This is a genomic window from Marinobacter sp. MIT930201 (assembly GCF_047122665.1).
Taxonomy (GTDB): domain Bacteria; phylum Pseudomonadota; class Gammaproteobacteria; order Pseudomonadales; family Oleiphilaceae; genus Marinobacter; species Marinobacter salarius.
The window spans coordinates 1,253,849-1,275,076 of sequence record NZ_CP138916.1; the positions used below are offsets into that span (position 1 = coordinate 1,253,849).

The 21,228-nt window shown below is 56.4% G+C and carries 15 protein-coding genes; 2 read left to right on the forward strand and 13 right to left on the reverse strand.

The features are described 5' to 3' along the window. Positions 1 to 14 precede the first annotated feature (14 nt). Positions 15 to 1,271 carry a serine hydroxymethyltransferase gene (glyA, locus tag SIC19_RS05865; RefSeq protein ID WP_036203614.1) on the reverse strand — a complete coding sequence of 419 codons (1,257 nt, stop codon included), beginning with the start codon at positions 1,269 to 1,271 and terminating at the stop codon, positions 15 to 17. A 366-nt stretch (positions 1,272 to 1,637) separates the two neighbouring features. Here glyA and ettA point away from each other — a divergent pair, with 366 nt between their 5' ends. Further along, positions 1,638 to 3,299 (forward strand): energy-dependent translational throttle protein EttA, encoded by a 1,662-nt coding sequence (gene ettA / locus SIC19_RS05870; RefSeq protein ID WP_036203610.1) that lies wholly within the window; start codon positions 1,638 to 1,640, stop codon positions 3,297 to 3,299. Next, positions 3,299 to 4,678 (forward strand): DNA repair protein RadA, encoded by a 1,380-nt coding sequence (radA, locus tag SIC19_RS05875; protein ID WP_036203607.1) that lies wholly within the window; start codon positions 3,299 to 3,301, stop codon positions 4,676 to 4,678. Before ettA ends, radA begins: the two co-directional genes overlap by 1 nt. Before the next feature lie 178 nt (positions 4,679 to 4,856). On the opposite strand, the gene SIC19_RS05880 is transcribed toward radA, so the two are convergent. From SIC19_RS05880 to SIC19_RS05935, 12 genes are all read right to left on the reverse strand, one after another. Next, entirely contained in the window at positions 4,857 to 5,225 is a 369-nt protein-coding gene (locus SIC19_RS05880) for a PilZ domain-containing protein (RefSeq protein ID WP_036203604.1), read from the reverse strand. Positions 5,226 to 5,462: 237 nt separating this feature from the next. After that, positions 5,463 to 6,533 (reverse strand): uroporphyrinogen decarboxylase, encoded by a 1,071-nt coding sequence (gene hemE, locus SIC19_RS05885; RefSeq protein ID WP_075195670.1) that lies wholly within the window; start codon positions 6,531 to 6,533, stop codon positions 5,463 to 5,465. Between the two features lie 122 nt (positions 6,534 to 6,655). Next, entirely contained in the window at positions 6,656 to 8,074 is a 1,419-nt protein-coding gene (locus SIC19_RS05890) for a glutamate synthase subunit beta (protein ID WP_007154607.1), read from the reverse strand. Positions 8,075 to 8,145: 71 nt separating this feature from the next. After that, positions 8,146 to 12,594 (reverse strand): glutamate synthase large subunit, encoded by a 4,449-nt coding sequence (gltB, locus tag SIC19_RS05895; RefSeq protein ID WP_036203599.1) that lies wholly within the window; start codon positions 12,592 to 12,594, stop codon positions 8,146 to 8,148. Positions 12,595 to 12,849: 255 nt separating this feature from the next. Then, positions 12,850 to 14,379 carry an AAA family ATPase gene (locus SIC19_RS05900; protein ID WP_412535589.1) on the reverse strand — a complete coding sequence of 510 codons (1,530 nt, stop codon included), beginning with the start codon at positions 14,377 to 14,379 and terminating at the stop codon, positions 12,850 to 12,852. A gap of 29 nt (positions 14,380 to 14,408) precedes the next feature. Then, positions 14,409 to 15,503 carry a 3-dehydroquinate synthase gene (gene aroB, locus SIC19_RS05905; RefSeq protein WP_075195818.1) on the reverse strand — a complete coding sequence of 365 codons (1,095 nt, stop codon included), beginning with the start codon at positions 15,501 to 15,503 and terminating at the stop codon, positions 14,409 to 14,411. After that, a complete protein-coding gene (aroK, locus tag SIC19_RS05910) occupies positions 15,496 to 16,062 on the reverse strand; it encodes a shikimate kinase AroK (protein ID WP_036203590.1) in 567 nt (188 codons plus the stop codon). Before aroK ends, aroB begins: the two co-directional genes overlap by 8 nt. A gap of 130 nt (positions 16,063 to 16,192) precedes the next feature. Next, positions 16,193 to 18,274 carry a type IV pilus secretin PilQ gene (pilQ, locus tag SIC19_RS05915; RefSeq protein WP_177190642.1) on the reverse strand — a complete coding sequence of 694 codons (2,082 nt, stop codon included), beginning with the start codon at positions 18,272 to 18,274 and terminating at the stop codon, positions 16,193 to 16,195. Between the two features lie 66 nt (positions 18,275 to 18,340). After that, on the reverse strand, positions 18,341 to 18,889 hold the full coding sequence (locus SIC19_RS05920; RefSeq protein WP_036203584.1) for a pilus assembly protein PilP: 549 nt from the start codon (positions 18,887 to 18,889) through the stop codon (positions 18,341 to 18,343). Positions 18,890 to 18,891: 2 nt separating this feature from the next. Next, complete coding sequence (locus SIC19_RS05925) at positions 18,892 to 19,503, reverse strand: type 4a pilus biogenesis protein PilO (protein ID WP_041335800.1); 612 nt, start codon at positions 19,501 to 19,503, stop codon at positions 18,892 to 18,894. Further along, entirely contained in the window at positions 19,503 to 20,066 is a 564-nt protein-coding gene (locus SIC19_RS05930) for a PilN domain-containing protein (protein WP_041335802.1), read from the reverse strand. Before SIC19_RS05930 ends, SIC19_RS05925 begins: the two co-directional genes overlap by 1 nt. Then, positions 20,066 to 21,130 carry a pilus assembly protein PilM gene (locus tag SIC19_RS05935; RefSeq protein WP_036203576.1) on the reverse strand — a complete coding sequence of 355 codons (1,065 nt, stop codon included), beginning with the start codon at positions 21,128 to 21,130 and terminating at the stop codon, positions 20,066 to 20,068. The genes SIC19_RS05930 and SIC19_RS05935 overlap by 1 nt, the downstream gene beginning before the upstream one ends. Between the last annotated feature and the right edge of the window lie 98 nt (positions 21,131 to 21,228).

Sequence of the window (21,228 nt, forward strand, 5' to 3'; positions counted from 1 at the left end):
CGCAATCAGGCTATTTAGCCGGCGTAAACCGGGAACCGCGAACACAGGCCTTCAACCTGCTCACGAACCCGGTCATTAACGGATTCATCTTCCAGGCTATCCAGGATATCGCACATCCAGCCAGCCAGATCACGACACTCGGACTCCCCGAAACCACGAGTGGTCACCGCGGGCGTACCGATGCGCAGGCCGGAGGTTACGAACGGCGAACGCGGATCGTTAGGTACTGCGTTCTTGTTCACGGTGATGTGCGCTCGGCCCAGGGCTGCGTCTGCATCCTTACCGGTGATGTCCTGCTTGATCAGGCTGACCAGGAACAGGTGATTCTCTGTACCACCGGAAATCACATCGAATCCGCGGGAGACAAACACCTCAGCCATGGCCTTGGCATTCTTGATCACCTGTTTCTGATACACCTTGAACTCGTCGCTCATGGCTTCCTTGAAACAAATCGCCTTGGCAGCAATAACGTGCATCAAGGGGCCGCCCTGGCCGCCAGGGAATACAGCGGAGTTAAGTTTCTTCTGCAAGTCGGCATCGTCACAGGCCAGGATCAAACCACCACGGGGGCCACGCAGGGTCTTATGGGTAGTCGTCGCAACCACGTGGGCATGAGGTATCGGGTCTGGATAAACACCAGCAGCCACGAGACCTGCCACGTGGGCCATGTCCACAAACAGGTAGGCGCCAACCTTATCGGCAATCGCGCGGAATCGGGCAAAGTCCAGCTCCTGGGAGTAGGCTGAGAAACCGGCGATGATCATCTTGGGTTTGTGCTCAACGGCAAGGCTTTCCACCTCATCGTAATCGATCAGCCCCGTGTCCGGGTTCAGGCCATACTGGACGGCGTTGTAGATCTTGCCGGAGAAGTTGACGCTGGCACCATGGGTCAGGTGCCCACCATGGGCCAGGCTCATGCCCAGAACCGTATCACCCGGCTTGAGCAGCGCCATGAATACGGCAGAGTTGGCCTGTGAGCCGGAATGCGGCTGCACATTGGCGTAGGCAGCACCAAACAGTTCTTTGGCCCGGCTGATGGCCAGGTCCTCGGCGATGTCGACAAACTCACAGCCGCCGTAATAACGTTTGCCGGGATAGCCTTCGGCATACTTGTTGGTCAGCGCACTACCCTGGGCTTCCATCACCCGGGGACTGGTATAGTTCTCAGACGCGATCAGCTCGATATGAGCCTCCTGGCGTTTCTCTTCCGCCTGAATGGCGTTCCAGAGCTCGTCGTCAAAACCGGCGATTTTCATATCACGATTAAACATGGATGCGCTGCCCCTATGTGCTTAGCTGCCCGAAAAAATGGGCCGCTATTCTATCTTACAAATGGGTAAAAAATCACCCTTTATGCCGTCCGCAGATACCGACACGCCGCCGCCTGCGCTTTTTGCTCAATTGCTATCCCCGGTTGGTTTCGATACCTTACTCGGTCAATATTCATTGGTTGCGGCTACTAGCTATTGGCGTTACGGCCATCGGTCAGGGCGATCCGGGATACGCTGTGAATACGTCCCTGTACGCTCGACAAAGTCATCCTTGATTTTGACGATCCCGGACCGCCCTGACCGACGGCCTTAGTCAGACACCATCAGTAATTCCAACACTTACACTCGCAAGAAGGATTCCGACACATGGCGCAATACGTATACACCATGAACCGCGTGGGCAAGGTGGTTCCGCCCAAGCGTGAAATCCTCAAAGACATTTCCCTGAGCTTTTTCCCAGGCGCGAAAATCGGCGTACTGGGCCTGAACGGCGCTGGTAAATCTACGTTGCTACGTATTATGGCCGGTATCGACCAGGATTACATTGGTGAGGCCCGCCCCCAACCCGGCATCAACGTCGGCTACCTGCCCCAGGAACCGGAACTGGACGACGCCAAGACCGTCAAGGAAATTGTCGATGAGGCGGTCTCGGGCGTCCATGACGCACTGGCGGAGCTGGATCAGGTCTATGCCGCCTATGCCGAGCCGGATGCCGACTTTGATGCCCTCGCCAAGAAACAGGGCGAACTGGAAGCCTTTATACAGGCTTCCGACGGCCACGATATTGAGCGCAAGATGGAAGTGGCTGCCGATGCCCTTCGCCTGCCGGCCTGGGACGCCATGGTGAAAAACCTCTCCGGCGGTGAGCGCCGCCGCGTGGCGCTGTGCCGTCTGCTGCTGTCCAGCCCGGACATGCTATTGCTGGACGAGCCCACCAACCACCTGGATGCCGAATCTGTAGCCTGGCTGGAACGCTTCCTGCACGACTACACCGGCACAGTGGTTGCCATCACCCACGACCGCTACTTCCTGGACAACGTGGCCGGCTGGATTCTGGAACTGGACCGCGGCCAGGGCATTCCGTTTGAAGGCAATTACAGCCAGTGGCTGGAAAACAAGGAAAAGCGCCTGGAAGTTGAAGCCAAACAGGAAGCGTCTCGCCAGAAGACCATCAAGCACGAGCTGGAATGGGTGCGCAGCAACGCCAAAGGCCGTCAGTCCAAGAGCAAGGCCCGCCTGGCCCGCTTCGAGGAAATGAGCTCCCAGGAATTCCAGAAGCGCAACGAAACCAACGAACTATACATCCCACCAGGCCCTCGCCTGGGTGACAAGGTGATTGAGATCGATGGCATCAGCAAGTCCTTCGATGACCGCCTGCTCTACGAAGACGTCTCGCTCAGCGTTCCTCCGGGAGCGATCGTTGGCATCATCGGCGGCAACGGCGCGGGCAAGTCCACGCTGTTCCGGATGATCGGCGACTACGACAAGCCCGATTCCGGCACCATTACCGTCGGTGAAACCGTAAAACTGGCCTACGTGGACCAGATGCGGGACCTGAACGGCGACAACACCGTCTGGGAGGAGCTCAGCGACGGCAACGATATTATCAAGATCGGTAACTACGAAACCCCGTCGCGAGCCTATGTAGGTCGTTTCAACTTCAAGGGCTCCGACCAGCAGAAGCGTGTGGCCGACTTGTCGGGCGGTGAACGCAACCGCCTGCACCTGGCGAAACTGCTCAAGGAAGGTGGCAACGTGCTGCTGTTGGACGAACCGACCAACGATCTCGACGTGGAAACCCTGCGTGCCCTGGAGGAAGCCCTGCTCAACTTCCCAGGCTCCGCTTTGGTGATCTCGCACGACCGCTGGTTCCTGGACCGTGTGGCCACTCACATCCTGGCGTTTGAGGACGATGGTGAAGTGGTCTACTTCGAAGGCAACTTCAGCGAATACGATGAGGATCACAAGAAGCGGAAGGGTGACTCTGCCATGGTGCCCCAGCGCATGAAGTATAAGAAGCTGGCCTGATGGCAAAAGCAAAAACCGCCTATGTCTGCTCCGAATGCGGTGCGGATTATTCAAAGTGGCAGGGGCAATGCACCGCCTGCCAGGCCTGGAATACGATCAGCGAGGTCCGCGGCATCAGTGGCGGCAACGCCAAGGGTGCCCGCGGCGCCCGCTTTGAGGGCTTTGCGGGCAGTCTCTCAGAGGTAAAAAGCCTGGACGACGTCAGCCTTGCCGAACAGCCGCGCATCAGCTCCGGCATGCAGGAGTTTGACCGCGTTCTGGGCGGCGGGCTTGTGGAAGGTTCCGCCATCCTGATGGGCGGCCATCCTGGCGCTGGTAAGAGCACCCTCTTGCTTCAGGCGGTCTGCCACCTGGCGTCCAGCGTTCCAGCCCTGTACGTCACAGGCGAGGAATCGCTGCAACAGGTCGCCATGCGCGCCAAGCGCCTGGGGCTGCCCACCAAAGACCTGAAGATGCTCTCGGAAACGAGTGTCGAGCGGGTCATGCAGGTTGCCGAGGCTGAAAAGCCGCGCATTCTGGTGGTGGACAGTATCCAGGTTATGCATGTCGCCGAGTCGGAATCCGCTCCGGGCAGTGTCTCCCAAGTTCGCGAAAGCGCAGCTTACCTGACCCGCTTTGCCAAGCAGACCGGCACCATTCTATTCCTGGTGGGCCACGTTACCAAGGATGGCAGCCTGGCTGGGCCGAAAGTACTGGAGCATATGATCGACTGCTCCATCCTGCTGGAAGGCTCCAGCGATAGCCGTTACCGCACCCTGAGGGGCATCAAGAACCGCTTTGGCGCGGTTAACGAACTGGGCGTGTTTGCGATGCTGGAACAGGGCCTGAAGGAAGTGAAGAACCCCAGTGCCATCTTCCTGAACCGCGGCGAGGAGGCAGCTCCCGGCAGCGTGGTGATGGTGGTCTGGGAAGGCACTCGGCCTATGCTGGTGGAGATTCAGGCGCTGGTGGATATGGCCCAGGGGGGATATCCGAGACGCGTTGCTGTGGGCCTGGATCAGAACCGGCTGGCGATGCTGCTGGCGGTGCTGCATCGCCATGGTGGCATGCATGTGTCGGATCAGGATGTGTTTGTGAATGTGGTGGGCGGCGTGAAGGTTAACGAGACCAGTGCGGATTTGGCGCTGCTTGCGGCCATCGTGTCGTCCTTCCGCGACCGTGCCCTGCCCCAGGATCTGGTGATCTTCGGTGAGGTTGGCCTTTCTGGTGAGATTCGGCCGGTGCCCAGTGGCCAGGAACGCATTTACGAAGCTGCCAAGCACGGGTTTACCCGCGCTTTGGTGCCTAAGTCTAATGCGCCTCGTAAGGCTATTGAGGGGATGAAGGTTATTCCCGTGACCAAGCTTAGTGATGCGTTGTCGGCTTTGGAGGAGCTTTGAGACTTGGTTTCTAGCCTGGTTTTTTGGTGCCGGGCAGGATTGGAAGGGCCTTTCCAAAAAACGCTTCAAGCACATCCATGTGCGCTTGGGCTCCGCCATCCATGGCTCCGCACATTTTTGGAAAGGCCCTTCCAATCCTGCCTACCAGCTTCGCAGTTACCTCCGGAAATCCCTAGCCTCAATCAATCAGGTGTGCAAACTCCCTCTCCAATAACGCTTGGTCCCCCAGATTCAGTTCCACCAGGCGTTTTAGGTGGGTCGCACTTTCAAGATCGATATATTGGCATTTGAACCCCAACCGCTCTTCCTCAATGTGCCGTAACTCCACCGCCATCACGATCCCGGTTTCGTGATCGTCGAGATGGATGATCACTTCGCAAGGCTGCTTCAGCGGAACCCTCCACTCCAACGGCCGCTTTACCAGTACGCCCTTCAGTGAAATATCCAACACCTCACTCACCCACACTTCGTCCTGCCAATGCAGTTCGCATTCGGCATCGAAGGAGATTCTGTGGAAGCGGCGTTTTTCGGGGGCTTTGGTTGGCAAGGGTTACTCCTGTTAACCGGTCTCGTCTGTTATGACTATAGACCGCACAGAAGCTTCTATCTAGCGCTAACACCAAACAGAGGCTCTGCGGAGCGTTAACGCAGAAGTCGGACAGAGGGCGGTTGTTGGGGCTTTCCAAAACCGTGGAGCGCCAGGGATGGCGCGACCGAGCCCTACATGGACGTATTTACGGGCGTGTTTTGGAAAGCCCCAATAACCGCCCGCTACTCCCAACCATCAGTCTTGCAGGTGATACTCCGGACTCAGCTCAGTCACCGCACGGATAAACGCCCCGGCGTGCTCCGGATCAACGTCCGGGGTAATGCCGTGCCCGAGGTTGAAGATATGGCCCGGGCCGGTGCCGTAGCGGGACAGGATATCGGCCACTTCCTGGCGAATCCGCTCCGGCGGCGCGTAAAGCATGGCCGGATCCATGTTGCCCTGCAGGGCAACCTGATCGCCAATGCGAGCACGGGCTTTGCCGATATCCGTTGTCCAATCCAGACCGACCGCGTCAGCACCGGATTCCGCTATCGACTCCAGCCACTGGCCGCCATTCTTTGTGAACAGGATAACGGGTACGCGACGCCCGTCGTTCTCTCGAATCAGGCCGGCGACGATTTTTTTCATGTAGTTGAGGGAAAACTCCTGATACGCCCAACTACTCAGCACGCCGCCCCAGGTATCGAAGATCTGGACCGCCTGGGCGCCGGCTCGAATCTGTCCGTTCAGGTAATCAATCACCGAGTCCGCCAAATGGTCCAGCAACTGATGCATTACCTCCGGCTGGCCGTACATCAGCTTCTTGGCCTCGCGGAAGTCCTTGGAGGAGCCCCCTTCAATCATGTAGGTGGCGAGCGTCCAAGGGCTACCAGAGAAGCCGATCAGCGGAACGCTGCCATTAAGTGCGCCACGTATGGTGGACACGGCATTCATCACGTAATCCAGGTCTACTTCCGCATTGAGTTTGGGCAACGCGGCTACGTCGGCAGCGGAGCGGACAGTGTTACGGAATTTCGGGCCCTCCCCAGTTTCGAAGTACAGGCCAAGCCCCAGCGCATCAGGAATGGTGAGGATGTCTGAAAACAGGATGGCAGCGTCCAGCGGGAACCGCTCCAACGGCTGTAACGTCACTTCACAGGCCAGCGGTGTGTTTTTGCACAGACTGAGAAAGTCTCCGGCTTTGGCCCGAGTCGCTCGGTATTCCGGCAGGTATCGACCTGCCTGGCGCATCATCCACACTGGCGTGCGATCAACGGGCTGACGCATCAGCGCACGCAGGAAACGGTCATTTTTCAGCTCGGTCATAGCATTCCCAGTCTGCTGTCTGTCAAAGTTTAGGAGGGCAATGATACCCGGTTTGTGGCAATAAAAAAGGGCGGCCCGCCGTCTGCAAGCCGCCCTTCCAACCCGGATGAAACCGGGGGCTGTCAGATATCCAGGTAATCCATGATACCTTCCGCCGCCTGGCGACCCTCCCAGATAGCCGTTACGACCAGATCCGAACCACGGACCATATCGCCACCGGCAAATATCTTGGGATTGCTGGTCTGGAAGCCGAACTCCACTTCCTCCGGAGCGCTGACACGGCCAGAGTCGTCGGTGTTTACCTTCAACTCGTCAAACCAGTCGGCCGGGCTCGGACGGAATCCGAAGGCCACCAGAACTGCATCGGCCGGAATCACTTCCTCACTGCCAGCGACCACTTCCGGACGACGGCGGCCGTTTTCGTCGGGCTCGCCGAGGCGAGTCTGAACCACCTTGACTCCCTCAACCCGGTCTTCGCCAATAATGGCGATCGGTTGACGGTTGAACATGAACTTAACGCCTTCTTCCTTGGCGTTGGACACTTCCCGGCGCGAGCCCGGCATGTTCTGTTCGTCACGACGGTAGGCACAGGTAACACTCGCTGCCTGTTGACGAATCGAGGTGCGGTTACAGTCCATGGCGGTATCGCCGCCGCCGAGCACAACCACTCGCTTGCCTTTCATATCGATAAAATCGTCGGCGTCTTTCTCAAACCCAAGACGACGATTCACATTCGAGACCAGGAAGGGCAGTGCATCATGAACGCCTGGCAGATCTTCGCCCGGGAAACCGCCTTTCATGTAGGTGTAGGTTCCCATCCCCATAAAGACAGCGTCGTACTCCTCGAGGATGTCGGCCATCATCACGTCCTTGCCCACCTCCGTGGACAGACGGAACTCCACTCCCATTTCCTCGAACACTTTGCGGCGACGGGTCATGACCGACTTCTCAAGCTTAAACTCGGGGATCCCGAAGGTCAGAAGGCCGCCAATTTCCGGGTAAATATCAAACACCACCGGCTTTACACCGTTGCGCACCAGGACGTCAGCACAGCCAAGGCCGGCCGGACCAGCACCGATCACTGCCACTTTTTTGTCGGTCCATTTGACGGCGGACATATCCGGCTTCCAGCCCAGAGCAAAGGCTGTATCGGTAATGTATTTTTCCACCGACCCGATGGTTACTGCGCCATAGCCGTCGTTCAGGGTACAGGCCCCTTCACACAGACGATCTTGGGGGCAAACGCGGCCACAGACTTCCGGCAGGGAGTTGGTCTGGTGACAGAGCTCAACTGCCCTCATGATGTTGCCTTCCGACACCAGCTTCAGCCAGTTCGGGATGTAGTTGTGTACCGGGCACTTCCACTCACAATACGGATTGCCGCATTCCAGGCAACGGTGCGATTGCGACGCGGCATTATCCTGGGTGAATGGATGGTAAATTTCACCAAACTCTTTTTTGCGCTTCTTTGCCGGTACTTTTTTCGGGTCGACACGCCCTACTTCGACAAACTGGAAGTCGTTACTCAGTCGTTCTTTCATTGTGACGCTCTCATCAGACTCAATTTCGACGCGGGCACTGCAGCAATGCCCTCTACCTGTTTCAACCGCCTTTACTCGGGACGCGCCCGGGTGCTGGCCAGCAGGCTGCGAAGGTTCGCCGCCTTGGGTTTGACCAGCCAGAAGCGGCCAATGTAGTCATCGAAATTGTCAAGAATATGCTCTGCCCACTCGCTCGCGGTTTCAGAAATATGCTCGCGGACCACACCGCGCAGGTGATTACGGTAGGACTCCATTTCCTCGCTGGATATCCGCTGAATCTCGACCAACTCATGGTTGTACTTGTCCACGAAGGTGTTGTTCAAGTCCAGCACGTAGGCAAAACCACCCGTCATGCCAGCACCGAAGTTGTGACCGGTGCTGCCAAGAACTGTGACCAAACCACCCGTCATGTATTCGCAGCAGTGATCGCCCACACCTTCTATCACCGCATGGGCGCCGGAGTTACGAACACCGAAGCGTTCACCGGCGGTGCCAGCGGCAAACAGTTTGCCACCGGTTGCACCATAGAGGCAGGTGTTACCTACGATCGAGGTATCCTGGGTTTTAAAGTCGCTTCCGGACGGTGGCCGAATCACCAACTTGCCACCGGTCATGCCTTTGCCGACATAGTCGTTGGCATCGCCTTCCAGAAGCAGGTTGAGACCGCCCACGTTCCAGACACCGAAGCTCTGGCCGGCGGTGCCAGTCAGATCCAGAGTGATGGGCGCCGAGACCATGCCCTGGTTGCCGTGCAACTGGGCAATCTCTCCGGACAGGCGAGCACCAATCGACCGGTCACAGTTGGTAACCCTGTAGGACCAGGTACCACCAGCCTTGCTGGCTATCGCATCCGCTGTGTCTTTCACCATCTGCTCGGCAAGCTTGCCTTCATCAAACGGATGATTGCGCTCCACCTGACAGGTGTTGGGCTTGTCCGCCGGAATGTGGTCGTTAGACAACAGACGCGTCAGATCCAGCTTCTTCTGGCGCGGGGTGTCGCCGGGCAGACGCTCCAGCAGATCAACACGCCCTACTAGTTCTTCCAGGTTGCGAACGCCCAGCTTGGCCATCCACTCTCGGGTCTCGGTCGCAACGAACCGGAAGAAGTTCATCGCCATTTCAACGGTGCCTTTGAAGTGTTCTTCCCGCAGGTGCTCGTTTTGGGTCGCGACGCCGGTGGCACAGTTGTTCAGGTGACAGATACGCAGATACTTACAACCCAGAGCCACCATTGGCGTGGTGCCGAAACCGAAGCTTTCAGCGCCCAGAATAGCGCCCTTGACCACATCCAGACCGGTCTTGATACCGCCGTCCGTCTGCAAGCGGATCTTGCCCCTCAGGTCGTTAGCGCGCAGCGCTTGCTGGGTTTCACTCAGGCCCAGTTCCCAGGGCGAGCCGGCGTAACGGATGGAGGTTAGCGGGCTGGCCGCTGTACCACCGTCGTAGCCCGAAACCGTGATCAGATCGGCATAGGCTTTGGCCACACCAGCAGCGATGGTGCCTACACCAGGCTCCGACACCAGTTTTACAGACACCAGTGCGCTCGGGTTAACTTGCTTGAGATCGAAAATCAGCTGCGCCAGATCCTCGATCGAATAAATATCGTGGTGCGGTGGTGGCGAAATCAGCGTCACACCGGGCACTGAGTAGCGCAGGCGGGCAATCAGGTCATTGACCTTGCCACCGGGTAGCTGACCGCCCTCACCGGGCTTGGCACCCTGGGCCACCTTGATCTGCATGACATCGGCACTGCGCAGGTACTCAGCGGTGACGCCGAAGCGGCCAGACGCCACCTGTTTGATCTTGGAACGTTTCTCCGTGCCATAACGGGCCGGATCTTCCCCGCCTTCACCGGAGTTGGAGCGACCACCCAAGGTGTTCATTGCTACCGCCAGGGCTTCGTGAGCCTCCGGAGACAACGCACCCAAGGACATGGCCGCCGAGTCGAAGCGCGGGAAGATATTCTCCACTGGCTCCACCTCGGACAGATCAATCGCCTTGATATCCTTGCGGAACCCAAGAAGGTCCCTAAGCGTGGACACCGGGCGCTCGTTTACCAGCCCGGCGTACTCCATGTACTGCCCGTAATCACCACTGGTCACGGCTTCCTGGAGCTTACCCACTACATCCGGGTTGAAAGCGTGGTACTCCTGACCGTGGACATACTTCAACAGGCCACCCTGGGTGATGGGCTTGCGATGCTTCCAGGCCACCGCCGCCAGCTGTTCCTGATCCTGCTGGAAATCAAAGAAACCGGCGCCCTGGATACGGCTGGGAACACCTTTGAAACACAGGTCCACCACATCATCTGCCAGGCCAATCGCCTCAAATAGCTGCGCCCCCCGGTAGGAGGTGATGGTGGAGATCCCCATCTTGGACAGGATCTTCAGCAGGCCCTTGTTGACACCCTTGCGATAGTTGTTCTTCGCATCAATGGGGTCCATCATCAGTTCGCCGGTGCGAATCAGGTCGTTAAGCACCTGGTAGGCCAAGTACGGATAGACCGCCGTAGCGCCAAAGCCAAACAACACAGCAAACTGGTGCGGGTCTCGGGCCCAACCGGTTTCAACCAGGATGTTGGAGTCACACCGGAGGCCTTTCTTGACCAGGTGATGGTGAACGGCGCCCGTTGCCATCATGGCATTGACCGGCAGCTCCCCCTCTTTCAGATCCTTGTCGGTCAGGATCAGGATCACCTTGCCGCTGCGGACTGCCTGCTCAGCCTCGTCGCACACGTTACGCACAGCTTGTTCAAGCCCCATTTCCGGGCTGTAGCTCATGTTGATCCGAGCAACTTCGAATCCGGGCCGATCATTGTTGGCGATCTTCAGGTACTTGGCCGGCGAGAGCACCGGTGTTGTCAGGATGATGCGGTTAGCGTGCTCCGGCGTTTCCTCGAACACGTTACGCTCCGCGCCAATACACGTCTCCAGGGACATCACGATGGACTCCCGAAGCGGATCGATGGCCGGGTTGGTCACCTGGGCAAATTTCTGACGGAAGTAGTCAGCCACGTGCCTGACACGGCTCGAGAGCACGGCCATGGGCGTATCGTCCCCCATCGACCCTACTGCTTCCTGGCCGTTCTCAGCCAGAGGGCGCAGAACCTGGTCACGCTCCTCGTAGGAGACCATGAACATTTTCTGGTGTATATGGAGCTCGTCGGACTGCATCAGCTTGAAGTCAGGTGTGTCCTGATTCAGCGTGGTTTCAACCCGCAGGGAGTTCTCCCGCAGCCAGCGCTTGTAGGGCTGGGCCGACTTCAGGCGATTATCCACGTCTTTCGTATGCAGGACTTCGCCGGACTCGGTATCAATAGCAAGCATTTGCCCCGGACCGACACGTCCCTTGGCCACCACGTCTTCGGGCTTATAGTCGTAAGTACCGATCTCGGACGCCAGGGTAATGAAGTCGTCTTTGGTGATTACCCAACGAGCCGGGCGAAGTCCGTTCCGATCCAGCATACAGACGGCGTAGCGACCGTCGGAGAGAACCAGGCCGGCTGGACCATCCCACGGTTCCATATGCATGGAGTTGTACTCATAGAATGCCCGCAACTCGGAATCCATGGTATCCACATTCTGCCAGGCAGGCGGGATCATCATTCTCACGGCACGGAACAGGTCGACACCACCGGCCAGCAGTACTTCCAGCATATTGTCCATGCTGGAGGAATCTGAGCCCGTCAGGTTAACCAGCGGCTGCAGCGTCTGTAGGTCTGGCAGTTCCGGTGCGCTGAATTTGGCGGCACGGGCAATCGCCCAGTTACGGTTGCCGTCAACGGTATTGATCTCGCCATTGTGGGCGAGATAGCGGAACGGCTGCGCCAGCGGCCAACGCGGCATGGTGTTTGTGGAAAAGCGCTGGTGGAAGACACAGATAGCGGTCTGCAGGTCCGGATCGCCCAGATCCTTGTAGAAGTTCGCCAGGTCCGCCGGCATCATCAGGCCCTTGTAGGCCAATGTTCGGTGAGACAGGCTACAGATATAGAATTCGGAGTCATCGGCCATGTCCCGCTCAGCGTGGCGGCGCCCAACAAACAGCGAGATGGCGAATTCCTGCTCGGTTTTACCGGCGGGAACCACAAACACCTGCTCAATCCAGGGCAAACAGTCAAGCGCCATCGGCCCAAGGCAGCTGTCGTCCGTTGGCACCTTCCGCCAACCCATGATTTCCAGGCCCTGCTCTGCGAGGCGCTTTTCCACGGCAGCACGGCCGGCAGCGGCCTTGTTCTCGTCCGGGTTAAGGAATACCTGGCCCACAGCGAACAGCTCTTCAGGCTCCTTGCCAAATTCCGCTTTGGCGGCCTTGCGCAAAAAGGCATCCGGGCTCTGGATCAGGAGGCCACAACCATCGCCGGTCTTTCCGTCTGCAGCGATACCACCACGGTGGGTCATGCAGGTCAGTGACTCGATGGCAGTTTGCAACAACTTGTGGCTGGCCTCGCCCTTCATATGGGCGATCAGACCGAAGCCGCAGTTGTCCCTGAATTCGTCGGGATGATACAAACCTGTCATCATAAGCGTTCTCTCGCGTAGAAATGCTTTTCAATCAAAGGGTTATTTGCATACAGACAATAAACTCACCCTTCGACACTGAAAATGGGGGCTGGCTATTTTACACGCGTAGAAATACGTACTCAAACCAAAGCGTTTTTATTTTAGGGGGCAAGCACGTTCAATACGAATGCTGCGCCAGACAGCGCACACCATAAAACAGAGAGTCAGGTTATTGTTTTTATAGAATAAAACACGAAAAAAGGCAGGCACAGAAAATCAGAAATCGCGTGATTGCCTGATCCAGGGAGACTGGTCCCGCAGGGCCTGGGGAAGACGCTCAACTGCTTTTCGGGCCTCATCACGCGAGGAAAACTCGCCGTAGAAGCCAACAAACCAGTCCTGCCCCTGCCTTTGGGTCTGGGTGTAGAGTATACCGGAAATGGATTCGTACTGATCCATCAGATTCAGCACCGTTTGTTCCTGATTCCCGGCAATTAACTGAACTGTCCAGCCTTCACGCGCCCTTACGCTCTCAAGATCCACAAATGCAGATGGACGGGAGGGAGAGAAACCGGGCTCTGGCTCTGGCTCTGGCTCTGGCTCTGGCTCTGGCTCTGGCTCTGGCTCTGGCTCTGGCTCTGGCTCTGGCTCTGGCTCTGGCTCTGGCTCTGGCTCTGGCTCTGGCTCTGGCTCTGGCTCTGGCTCTGGCTCTGGCTCTGGCTCTGGCTCTGGCTCTGGCTCTGGCTCTGGAACAGCCTGATCAGATTCTTCCACGCTGGGCAACTTGGTCTCGACGACCGGTTCCGACAACTCTACATCGGTCTCAATCGGTTCAATATCCGGGCTGTCAGGGCCGATGGTGATGCTTTTGCGTACGGTTTCCGGCTCAGGTTCTGACTGCTCCCTTGCAACAGAGTCGTCATACTGCTGCGATACAAGCCACCAGGAACCAGCGAGTATGACCAAGGCCAGCGCGGGCCAACGCAGATTAATCGGCATCGAAAACGTCCGCTTGGCGCCACCTCCGGTCGATGCCATATCCAACCATACGGCTGGTGTTACACGCTTGAGACGGGAAAAACTCCCCTGACTCAAACTGTGTAATTGTGACAATTTCCCTGGCGACAGCAACTCCTTGGGCTTACCACCAGCTCGGTGAATTCGGGGCTCGAGATAAGCGGCGACTTCTTCTTTTGTCAGTGGGCGAAGATGAACCTGATGCACGCCGGCACCGTCCCCTGACAACCCAAGCATCTCAATCAACCGCCCGCTGCCACTGAACACAGGAACCGCCGCCGCAGATCGATCTGCGGCTTCAAAAGCAGAAAACAACAATCTCAGTAGCTCGGTGGGTGCACGATCCGCATCATCGATCAGCAGGACCATCCGCTGCCCCTTCCGAGCCCTGATTTCAGACCATCGGAAAAAGCCGTAAATGGCGTCACGCGCACCTTCGCCAGGATTCAACCCTTTGTGCGCAATACCGAGCAGCGCCCGTGACAGCGCCTGAGTACTCGTCAGCGCCGCAGCTGGTACCCGATGAAAATCCAGACGGGAAGACTCACTTCTCACCAGTTCCGCAAGCAACCGACTTTTGCCCGCCCCCACATCACCAGTGAGAAGCAAAGCGAGGTCACCAAAACCACAGAGGTGACGAAGCGTTTCCAGGGCGTGGTGGCGAGAGGCATCCGGAAAGAAGGGTGTTTCCATATCCAACGGATCGGCCCTTAACCCATAACGCTCCTGGAGTCGCGGAAACAAACCACCACCGTCATGACTATTGAGTCCTTCGTTGTTCACCGTCATTCCCTGCTTTATCCCAGATCAATACCTGTTCAGACTTCTCTACAAAAGCCCCGAAGCGTGGCATCCAGTTCTCGCCTATCCACCGCATCCGTCACCACAGCATCCCCGAGCCTGCGAAGGAGGACCAAGCGCAACGAACCATCCACATTCTTCTTGTCGACTGCCATCAATCGCAGAAAATCATCGGGAGACATCCCCGTGGGTGCAAGCGCCGGAAGCTTGGCTCTCTCGATAATGCGCACAACCCTGGCACGATCCTCTTCGGTTATCATGCCCTGGCGCAAGGAAAGATCCGCAGCCATCATCATGCCAGTACCAACAGCCTCGCCGTGCAGCCAGTTGCCGTATCCAGCGAAGGTCTCAATGGCATGACCAAACGTGTGCCCAAGGTTGAGTATTGCCCGTAAACCACCTTCTCTTTCATCTTTTGCTACAACGTCCGCCTTGCAGGCGCATGAGCGATAGATAGCTTCCACCAGGGCTGTTGTTTCCAGATCAATGAGCGACGTAATTTCTTTCTCAAGCCAGGCCAGAAAATCGGTGTCCCGAATCAGGCCATACTTGATAACTTCCGCAAGGCCAGCAGACACCTCCCTTGGAGAAAGGCTCCTCAGACTGTCGGTATCGATCAGTACAACTTCCGGTTGGTGGAAGGCACCGATCATATTCTTGCCCAACGGGTGATTGATACCGGTCTTTCCTCCGACCGAGGAGTCCACCTGCGACAACAATGTCGTCGGGATCTGGATAAAAGAGACACCACGCTGGTAGGAAGCGGCGGCAAACCCGGTCATATCCCCAACCACGCCACCCCCCAAAGCAACCAGCGTGGTTTTGCGGGAGTGACGCTTCCCCAGCAAACCGTCGAAGATACGGTTTAGCGTCTGCCAATCCTTGTATTTTTCACCGTCTGGAAGCACAACCGTATCTACCTGCTTTCCAGGGAAACAGGCTCGGGCTGACTCAAGATACAAGGGCGCAACCGTTTCGTTGGTGACGATCATGACTTGTGAACCAGAGACAAAGGGACTCAGATCATAGCTACCCAGCAGCCCCTGACCGATAACGATTGGGTAACTTCGATCGCCCAGCTCAACCGTCAACTCCCGCAGTGAGTCACGCATGATTTCTGCCTTCCTTACGTATTTGCCTTTTGTGGCGAGGTGTCCTCGGATTAATCCGGTTCACCAATTGCCGTACGACCAGCCTGGGGCTCTTGCGGTCAGTAAACATGACGACATCGGCCAAGAGCGAATAGATAGGGTCCCGCACGGCAAACAGATTTCTAAGGACCGCCTCGGGGTCGTCATTCTGCAACAGGGGACGATTGCGATCCCGCCTCGTTCTTTCAACTTGCTGCTCAATCGAGGTTTTCAGGTACACCACGACGGAATCGCGTTTAAGATGCGCGTGATTCTCTTCTTTCATCACCGCGCCACCGCCCGTCGCCAGCACTGTCTGTGGATATTCCGACAGTTCAGCCAACATGGCCGTTTCACGATGCCGAAAGCCGTCTTCCCCTTCTACGTCGAAGATCCAGGGAATATTGGCGCCGCACCGCTCTTCAATAATTCGATCGGAATCGAGAAAGCGATAGCCCAGCTCTTTGGCCAGCATGCGACCAATTGTGCTTTTTCCCGCACCCATTGGGCCGACCAGGACAACTCGTTTTGGCAAGGACATAACTTCCGCTCATCTACATTCCGGCGCGTGAGAATATCACAGGGTAACGTTTTCCATAAGTTTCAGGAAATGAACCAACAAAAAAACCGCCGTGCGGAACACGGCGGTTTTTTTTTCGGAGGCAACCCGATTACTGAATCAGGTCGCTCTTGATGATCTTCGGTGTGATGAAGATCAACAGTTCGCTACGCTCATCAACATGCTCAGTGCGCTTGAAGAGGCGGCCGAGGTAGGGAATATCACCCAGGAACGGAGTCTTGGTAGTCGTCGTCGTAACCTCTGACTGGAAAATACCGCCCAGAACGACGGTTTCGCCATTTCCAACCAACACCTGAGTGGTTACCTCATTAGTGTTGATGGCAGGAATACCGGCGGTCACTTCACCACGGGAGTCCTGATTAACCACCAGATCCATGATGATTTTGTCATCCGGGGTGATCTGAGGGGTTACTTCAAGAGCCAACGCCGCTTCCTTGAAAGATACTGACGTCGCACCGCTGGAAGAAGCCTCTTGATAAGGGATCTCCTCACCGGACTTAATCTTGGCGGTCTGGCGATCGGCAGTAACAACGCGGGGCTGGGAAACAACTTCCGCCTGTCCGTCACTCTCCAGTGCAGAGAGTTCCAGGTCCACAAGAAAATCATCACTGCCCAAGCCGATGGCAAATGAGGAAGCACCTTGGCCGGTGACACCCAAATCTACCGCCAGAGCGTCCGGGAAGGTGATCGTGTTGTTGGTACCACCAGCGGCTTGACGCGCCTCCTCAACCGCGTTCTGCGAACCACCCACTGAGAAAACGTTATCACCACTGACATCGTAGGCGGCACCACCCCAACGAACACCGAGATTTTCGGCAACGTTGGTTTGCGCTCTTACAATTCGAGCCTCAATGGAAACCTGACGAACAGGAACATCCCAGGTCGAAACCAGGCGGCGAATTTCATCAAGCTTTTCCGAAGTTTCACGAACACTGATCGTGTTGGTACGCGCATCTGAAGAGACGAATCCCCGAGAGGAGATAAGTTCTTCATCCGCCCTAATCAGTTCAACGACATCGGCAGCCTTGGCGTAATTCACCTGAATGATATCCAGGCGAACCGGTGCGAGCTCAGCGATCTGCTTGGACGTCTCCAGCTCAAGCTTTTCACGGGCGGCGATTTCATCGGCCGGAGCAACCAGCAGTACGTTACCAATCTGACGCTTGTCCAATCCCTTGGTCTTAAGGATCAGGTCCAGAGCCTGGTCCCAGGGCACATTCTGCAAACGCAGCGTGATGCTGCCACTGACCGTATCGCTGGCAACAAGGTTCAGACCAGTAAAGTCGGCAATCAACTGCAATACCGAACGAACTTCGATGTCCTGGAAGTTGAGAGAGAGCTTGTCGCCGGTGTACGGGAACTTCTCCTCTCGACGAGACTCAGCTTCCTCTTCTGTCAGCCTTTCCACGCTGACGGTAAACTGCGAACCGGACTGGTAGGCAATGTAGTCGTAGTTGCCTTCCGGACGAATTTCCACAACCGCATTACCATCTTCCGTGTAGGTATCAACCCGGGTTACCGGTGTCGCGAAATCGGTAACATCAAGGCGGCGACGAAGATTGTCCGGCACACTGGTACCGTCCATCGTCAAGCGAATCTTGCCCCCGAGCTCGGACAGATCCACGGATGCATTGGCACTACCCAGATCTACAATCACGCGTCCTTCGCCATTCTGCCCACGCCTAAAATCGACTCCCGCCAGGTCGTTGCCTGCCGATGAGACCGACTGTCCTCCCGATGCAGTAGTCATCGGTGTAGAGGAAGAAGTCGAGCCTGACGCTGCGACACCACTACCCTGACTGCCGATTGTGACGACCAGGCTGTTCTGGGTACGCACCGTCTCATAGGGAGCCAGCTCTGCCAGGTTGAAGATCAGGCGAGTGCGATCCTTGGTTTCGACAACCGTCATGCTCTGGGCGTTACCTCCCCCGAGCGAGATGTTGCGACTGTCGAGACCGCTGGTCGTGTCCCGGAGGTCCACTGCGATTCTGGCAGGTCGCTCGATCGTGTACCCGGTCGGTTCTGGTGGCTGGCCGTCAAACGCCAGCGTCACCTCGACCCGATCCCCGGACAGCGACGAAAACGACACGTCTTCCAGCGTGACCGCATTGGCCAGGCCGGATAACAACCCAAAAGCAATCACGCCGACGTATACATTGAGTTTTCTGAACATCGCTAGCCTCGACCCCAAACTTTTTTGTTCATGCATGTTTCTTTCAATAATCATAATGCCGCTCCCTTAGCCCTCATTCTCATCCAGCGACAGCGAGCGTGGACGCTCGACCCACCCGCCCCGGCCATTGGGAACGATTTCAATCAGTTCAACCCGGGTTTCATTGACGCCAATAATCCGGCCGTAATTCTGCCCTACATAGTTTCCGGTGCGCACCCTATGAATGCCGCCCATACCATCCTTGATCAGGGCAAAAAGGCTCCCGGATGCGTCACTTAAAGTGCCTACCATAGAGAGTTCCTTCAAATCGAAATTTTCGAGAACCTCTCTCGGCCGATCCAGATCCGGCTCGATATCGCTTTCCGGTTCCTGATCAACCATTGTGAGCTGGATATCAATCGGCGGTTCGAAGGGCGCTCTGCGATCCGCTGCAGAATAGCTGAAAGCCTCATACGCCTTGAACTCTGGTAAGGGTTCGACATGCCCCCGAGGCTTAGCTCGAGTGTCCGCCATAAACTTGTCAAGATCGGAAAAACCACTTCCCTGGGAGCACGCAGTCAGGAAAGATACCAGACAAATACTCATCCAGGCTTTTATTGCATGCTGTCTCGCCATGCTCATTCTCCAGCCCGGTAGCGGTAGGTACGTGCAAGAACCTGCATATTCAGCTGCTCTCCATCACCGCCTGTTGGTGTTATCGTTAGGTCGTGCAACGTCACGATGCGAGGCAGACTTGCCACACTGCTCACAAACGTCGCCAATTCATGATAGGAGCCTGTAACCCGAATATTGATCGGTAGCTCTGCATAAAAGTCGCGCCGCTGCTCGCCTTGCAACTTAACCTCTTGAAGCTCAAGACCGCTGCCCAACGCTGTGTTGGTGATATCTTCAAGAAGTCCTGGCACCTCGGTTTCACTCGGCAACTGACGCACCAGTGCCCCGAAGGTCTCTTCCATTTCTTCCATTTGCGCCTTGAACACTTCCAGATTTGCTACTTGGTATGCCTTGTCTTCATAGCGTTTCCGTAACTCCTGCTCCGTCTTTTCGACTCGCTCCAGTTGAGCGTATTGGTCCTTGATGAAGAACCAATAACCACCGCCGAGAATCAGGCCAAAGATGATGATCGCCACGATGGCCTTGACTGGCGCAGGCCAGATGCCGGCATTATTGACATCCAAGTCGTTAATATCGAATTCATTGAGGTTTTTCAGTGAGTCCGCGAGGCTCATTACTTATCCCCCCCTTCGGGCTCTGGTGTTTGCTGCTTTACCGAAAGATTGAACTGACTGTACCCGGCACGTTGGTTATCGGCAGCAGACACATTTGACAGATTGGGATCAGTGAACCAGTCAGATTCCTCAAAACGCCTCATCAGCGCTGAAATCCGACTGTTGGATTCCGACATCCCAACAATCTCAACCCGCTCACTCTTTTTGGTAAGGCTAGTGTAGAAAAGCCCGTCCGGCAGCGTACGAACCAACTCATCAAAGACCCGCACGATAATCGGACGCTTACCCTGGAGATCCTGAATAACCTGCATCCGCGAAAGAAGCTCATCACGCTTGCGTTTAAGGTTTTCAATCTCCTTGATCTGCTTATCCAGCTGTTTGGTCGCGGTCTCGATGTAGGCGTTCCTGGATTCCTGGTAGGCAATACGGTTGTCCATATCGGTTTTCCAGAGAAAGGTCAGACCAGCAGCAATAAAGGCCGCCCCCAGAATCATCACCACAAACTGTTTTTGCTTCTCCGCCCGGAGTTCTTCGCGCCAGGGTCTGAGGTTAATCTTTGCCATCAGTCAAAGCTCCTCATTGCCAGCCCACAGGCAATCATGAGTGAAGGCGCATCATTGCTCAGCGAAGACGCATTCACCCTTGATCCCACTGCCATGTCCGCGAACGGATTTGCAACCAGCGTGGGTGTGCCCGTTTTTTCCTCGACCATTTCTGTCAGCCCCTGGATAGATGCCGTGCCGCCAGCCAGAACTACGTAGTCAACCGCATTGTACTGGCTTGCGCCGAAGAAGAACTGCAGCGCCCTCGCAACCTGCTGAACTACCGCTTCCCGGAAAGGCGTCAGCACTTCGGAGTCGTAGTCATCGGGGAGGCCACCCTGCTTCTTGGCAAGGCCGGCCTCTTCAAGGGACAGACCATAACGACGCTGAATTTCCTCGGTGAGTTGTTTCCCCCCGAAAATCTGCTCGCGAGTGTAAACCGTCTTGCCTTCAGCCAACACGCTCAGTGTGGTCATGGTTGCGCCGATATCGACGATCGCCACAACGAGTTCTTCACCCTGGGAATCAAGCTGAGGCTCGATGAGGGCGTATGCCCGCTCGAGTGCGTATGCTTCGACGTCCACAATCTTGGTGGTCAAGGAAGCAATCTCCAGAGCGTCTTCCCGAATATCGACGTTTTCTTTGCGACACGCAGCCAGAAGTACATCGACCTGATCCGGGTTAGCCTCAGAGGGCCCCTGAACCTCGAAGTCGATTGCCACTTCATCCAACGGATAGGGAATATACTGATCGGCCTCGAGCGTGATCTGGTCTTCCATCTCAAACTCGTTAAGACCACCGTCCATCTGGATCAGCTTGGTAATAACGGCGGAACCGGAGACGGCCACAGCCACCTGCTTGACGCTCGTACGTGATTTGGACGCGACACGTTTGAGCACTTCGCCCACCGCCTCGACATCCGTGATGTTTTTCTCTACCACAGCATTGGCCGGTAGCGGCTCCACTGCGTAGCTCTCGACCTTGTAACGGTCGCCCTGCTTCGATAGTTCCAGTAACTTGACCGAGCTGGAACTGATATCCACGCCCAGCACCGAACTGGATTTTTTTCCTAACAATCCGAACACGCGCTCACCCTATACCTGGTTACATGCACCGGGTTATGAAAACTCCCGACGGAGTTCTTTCATATGTGTTTTTTATTTAAGAGAATTTCTTTAGTTTT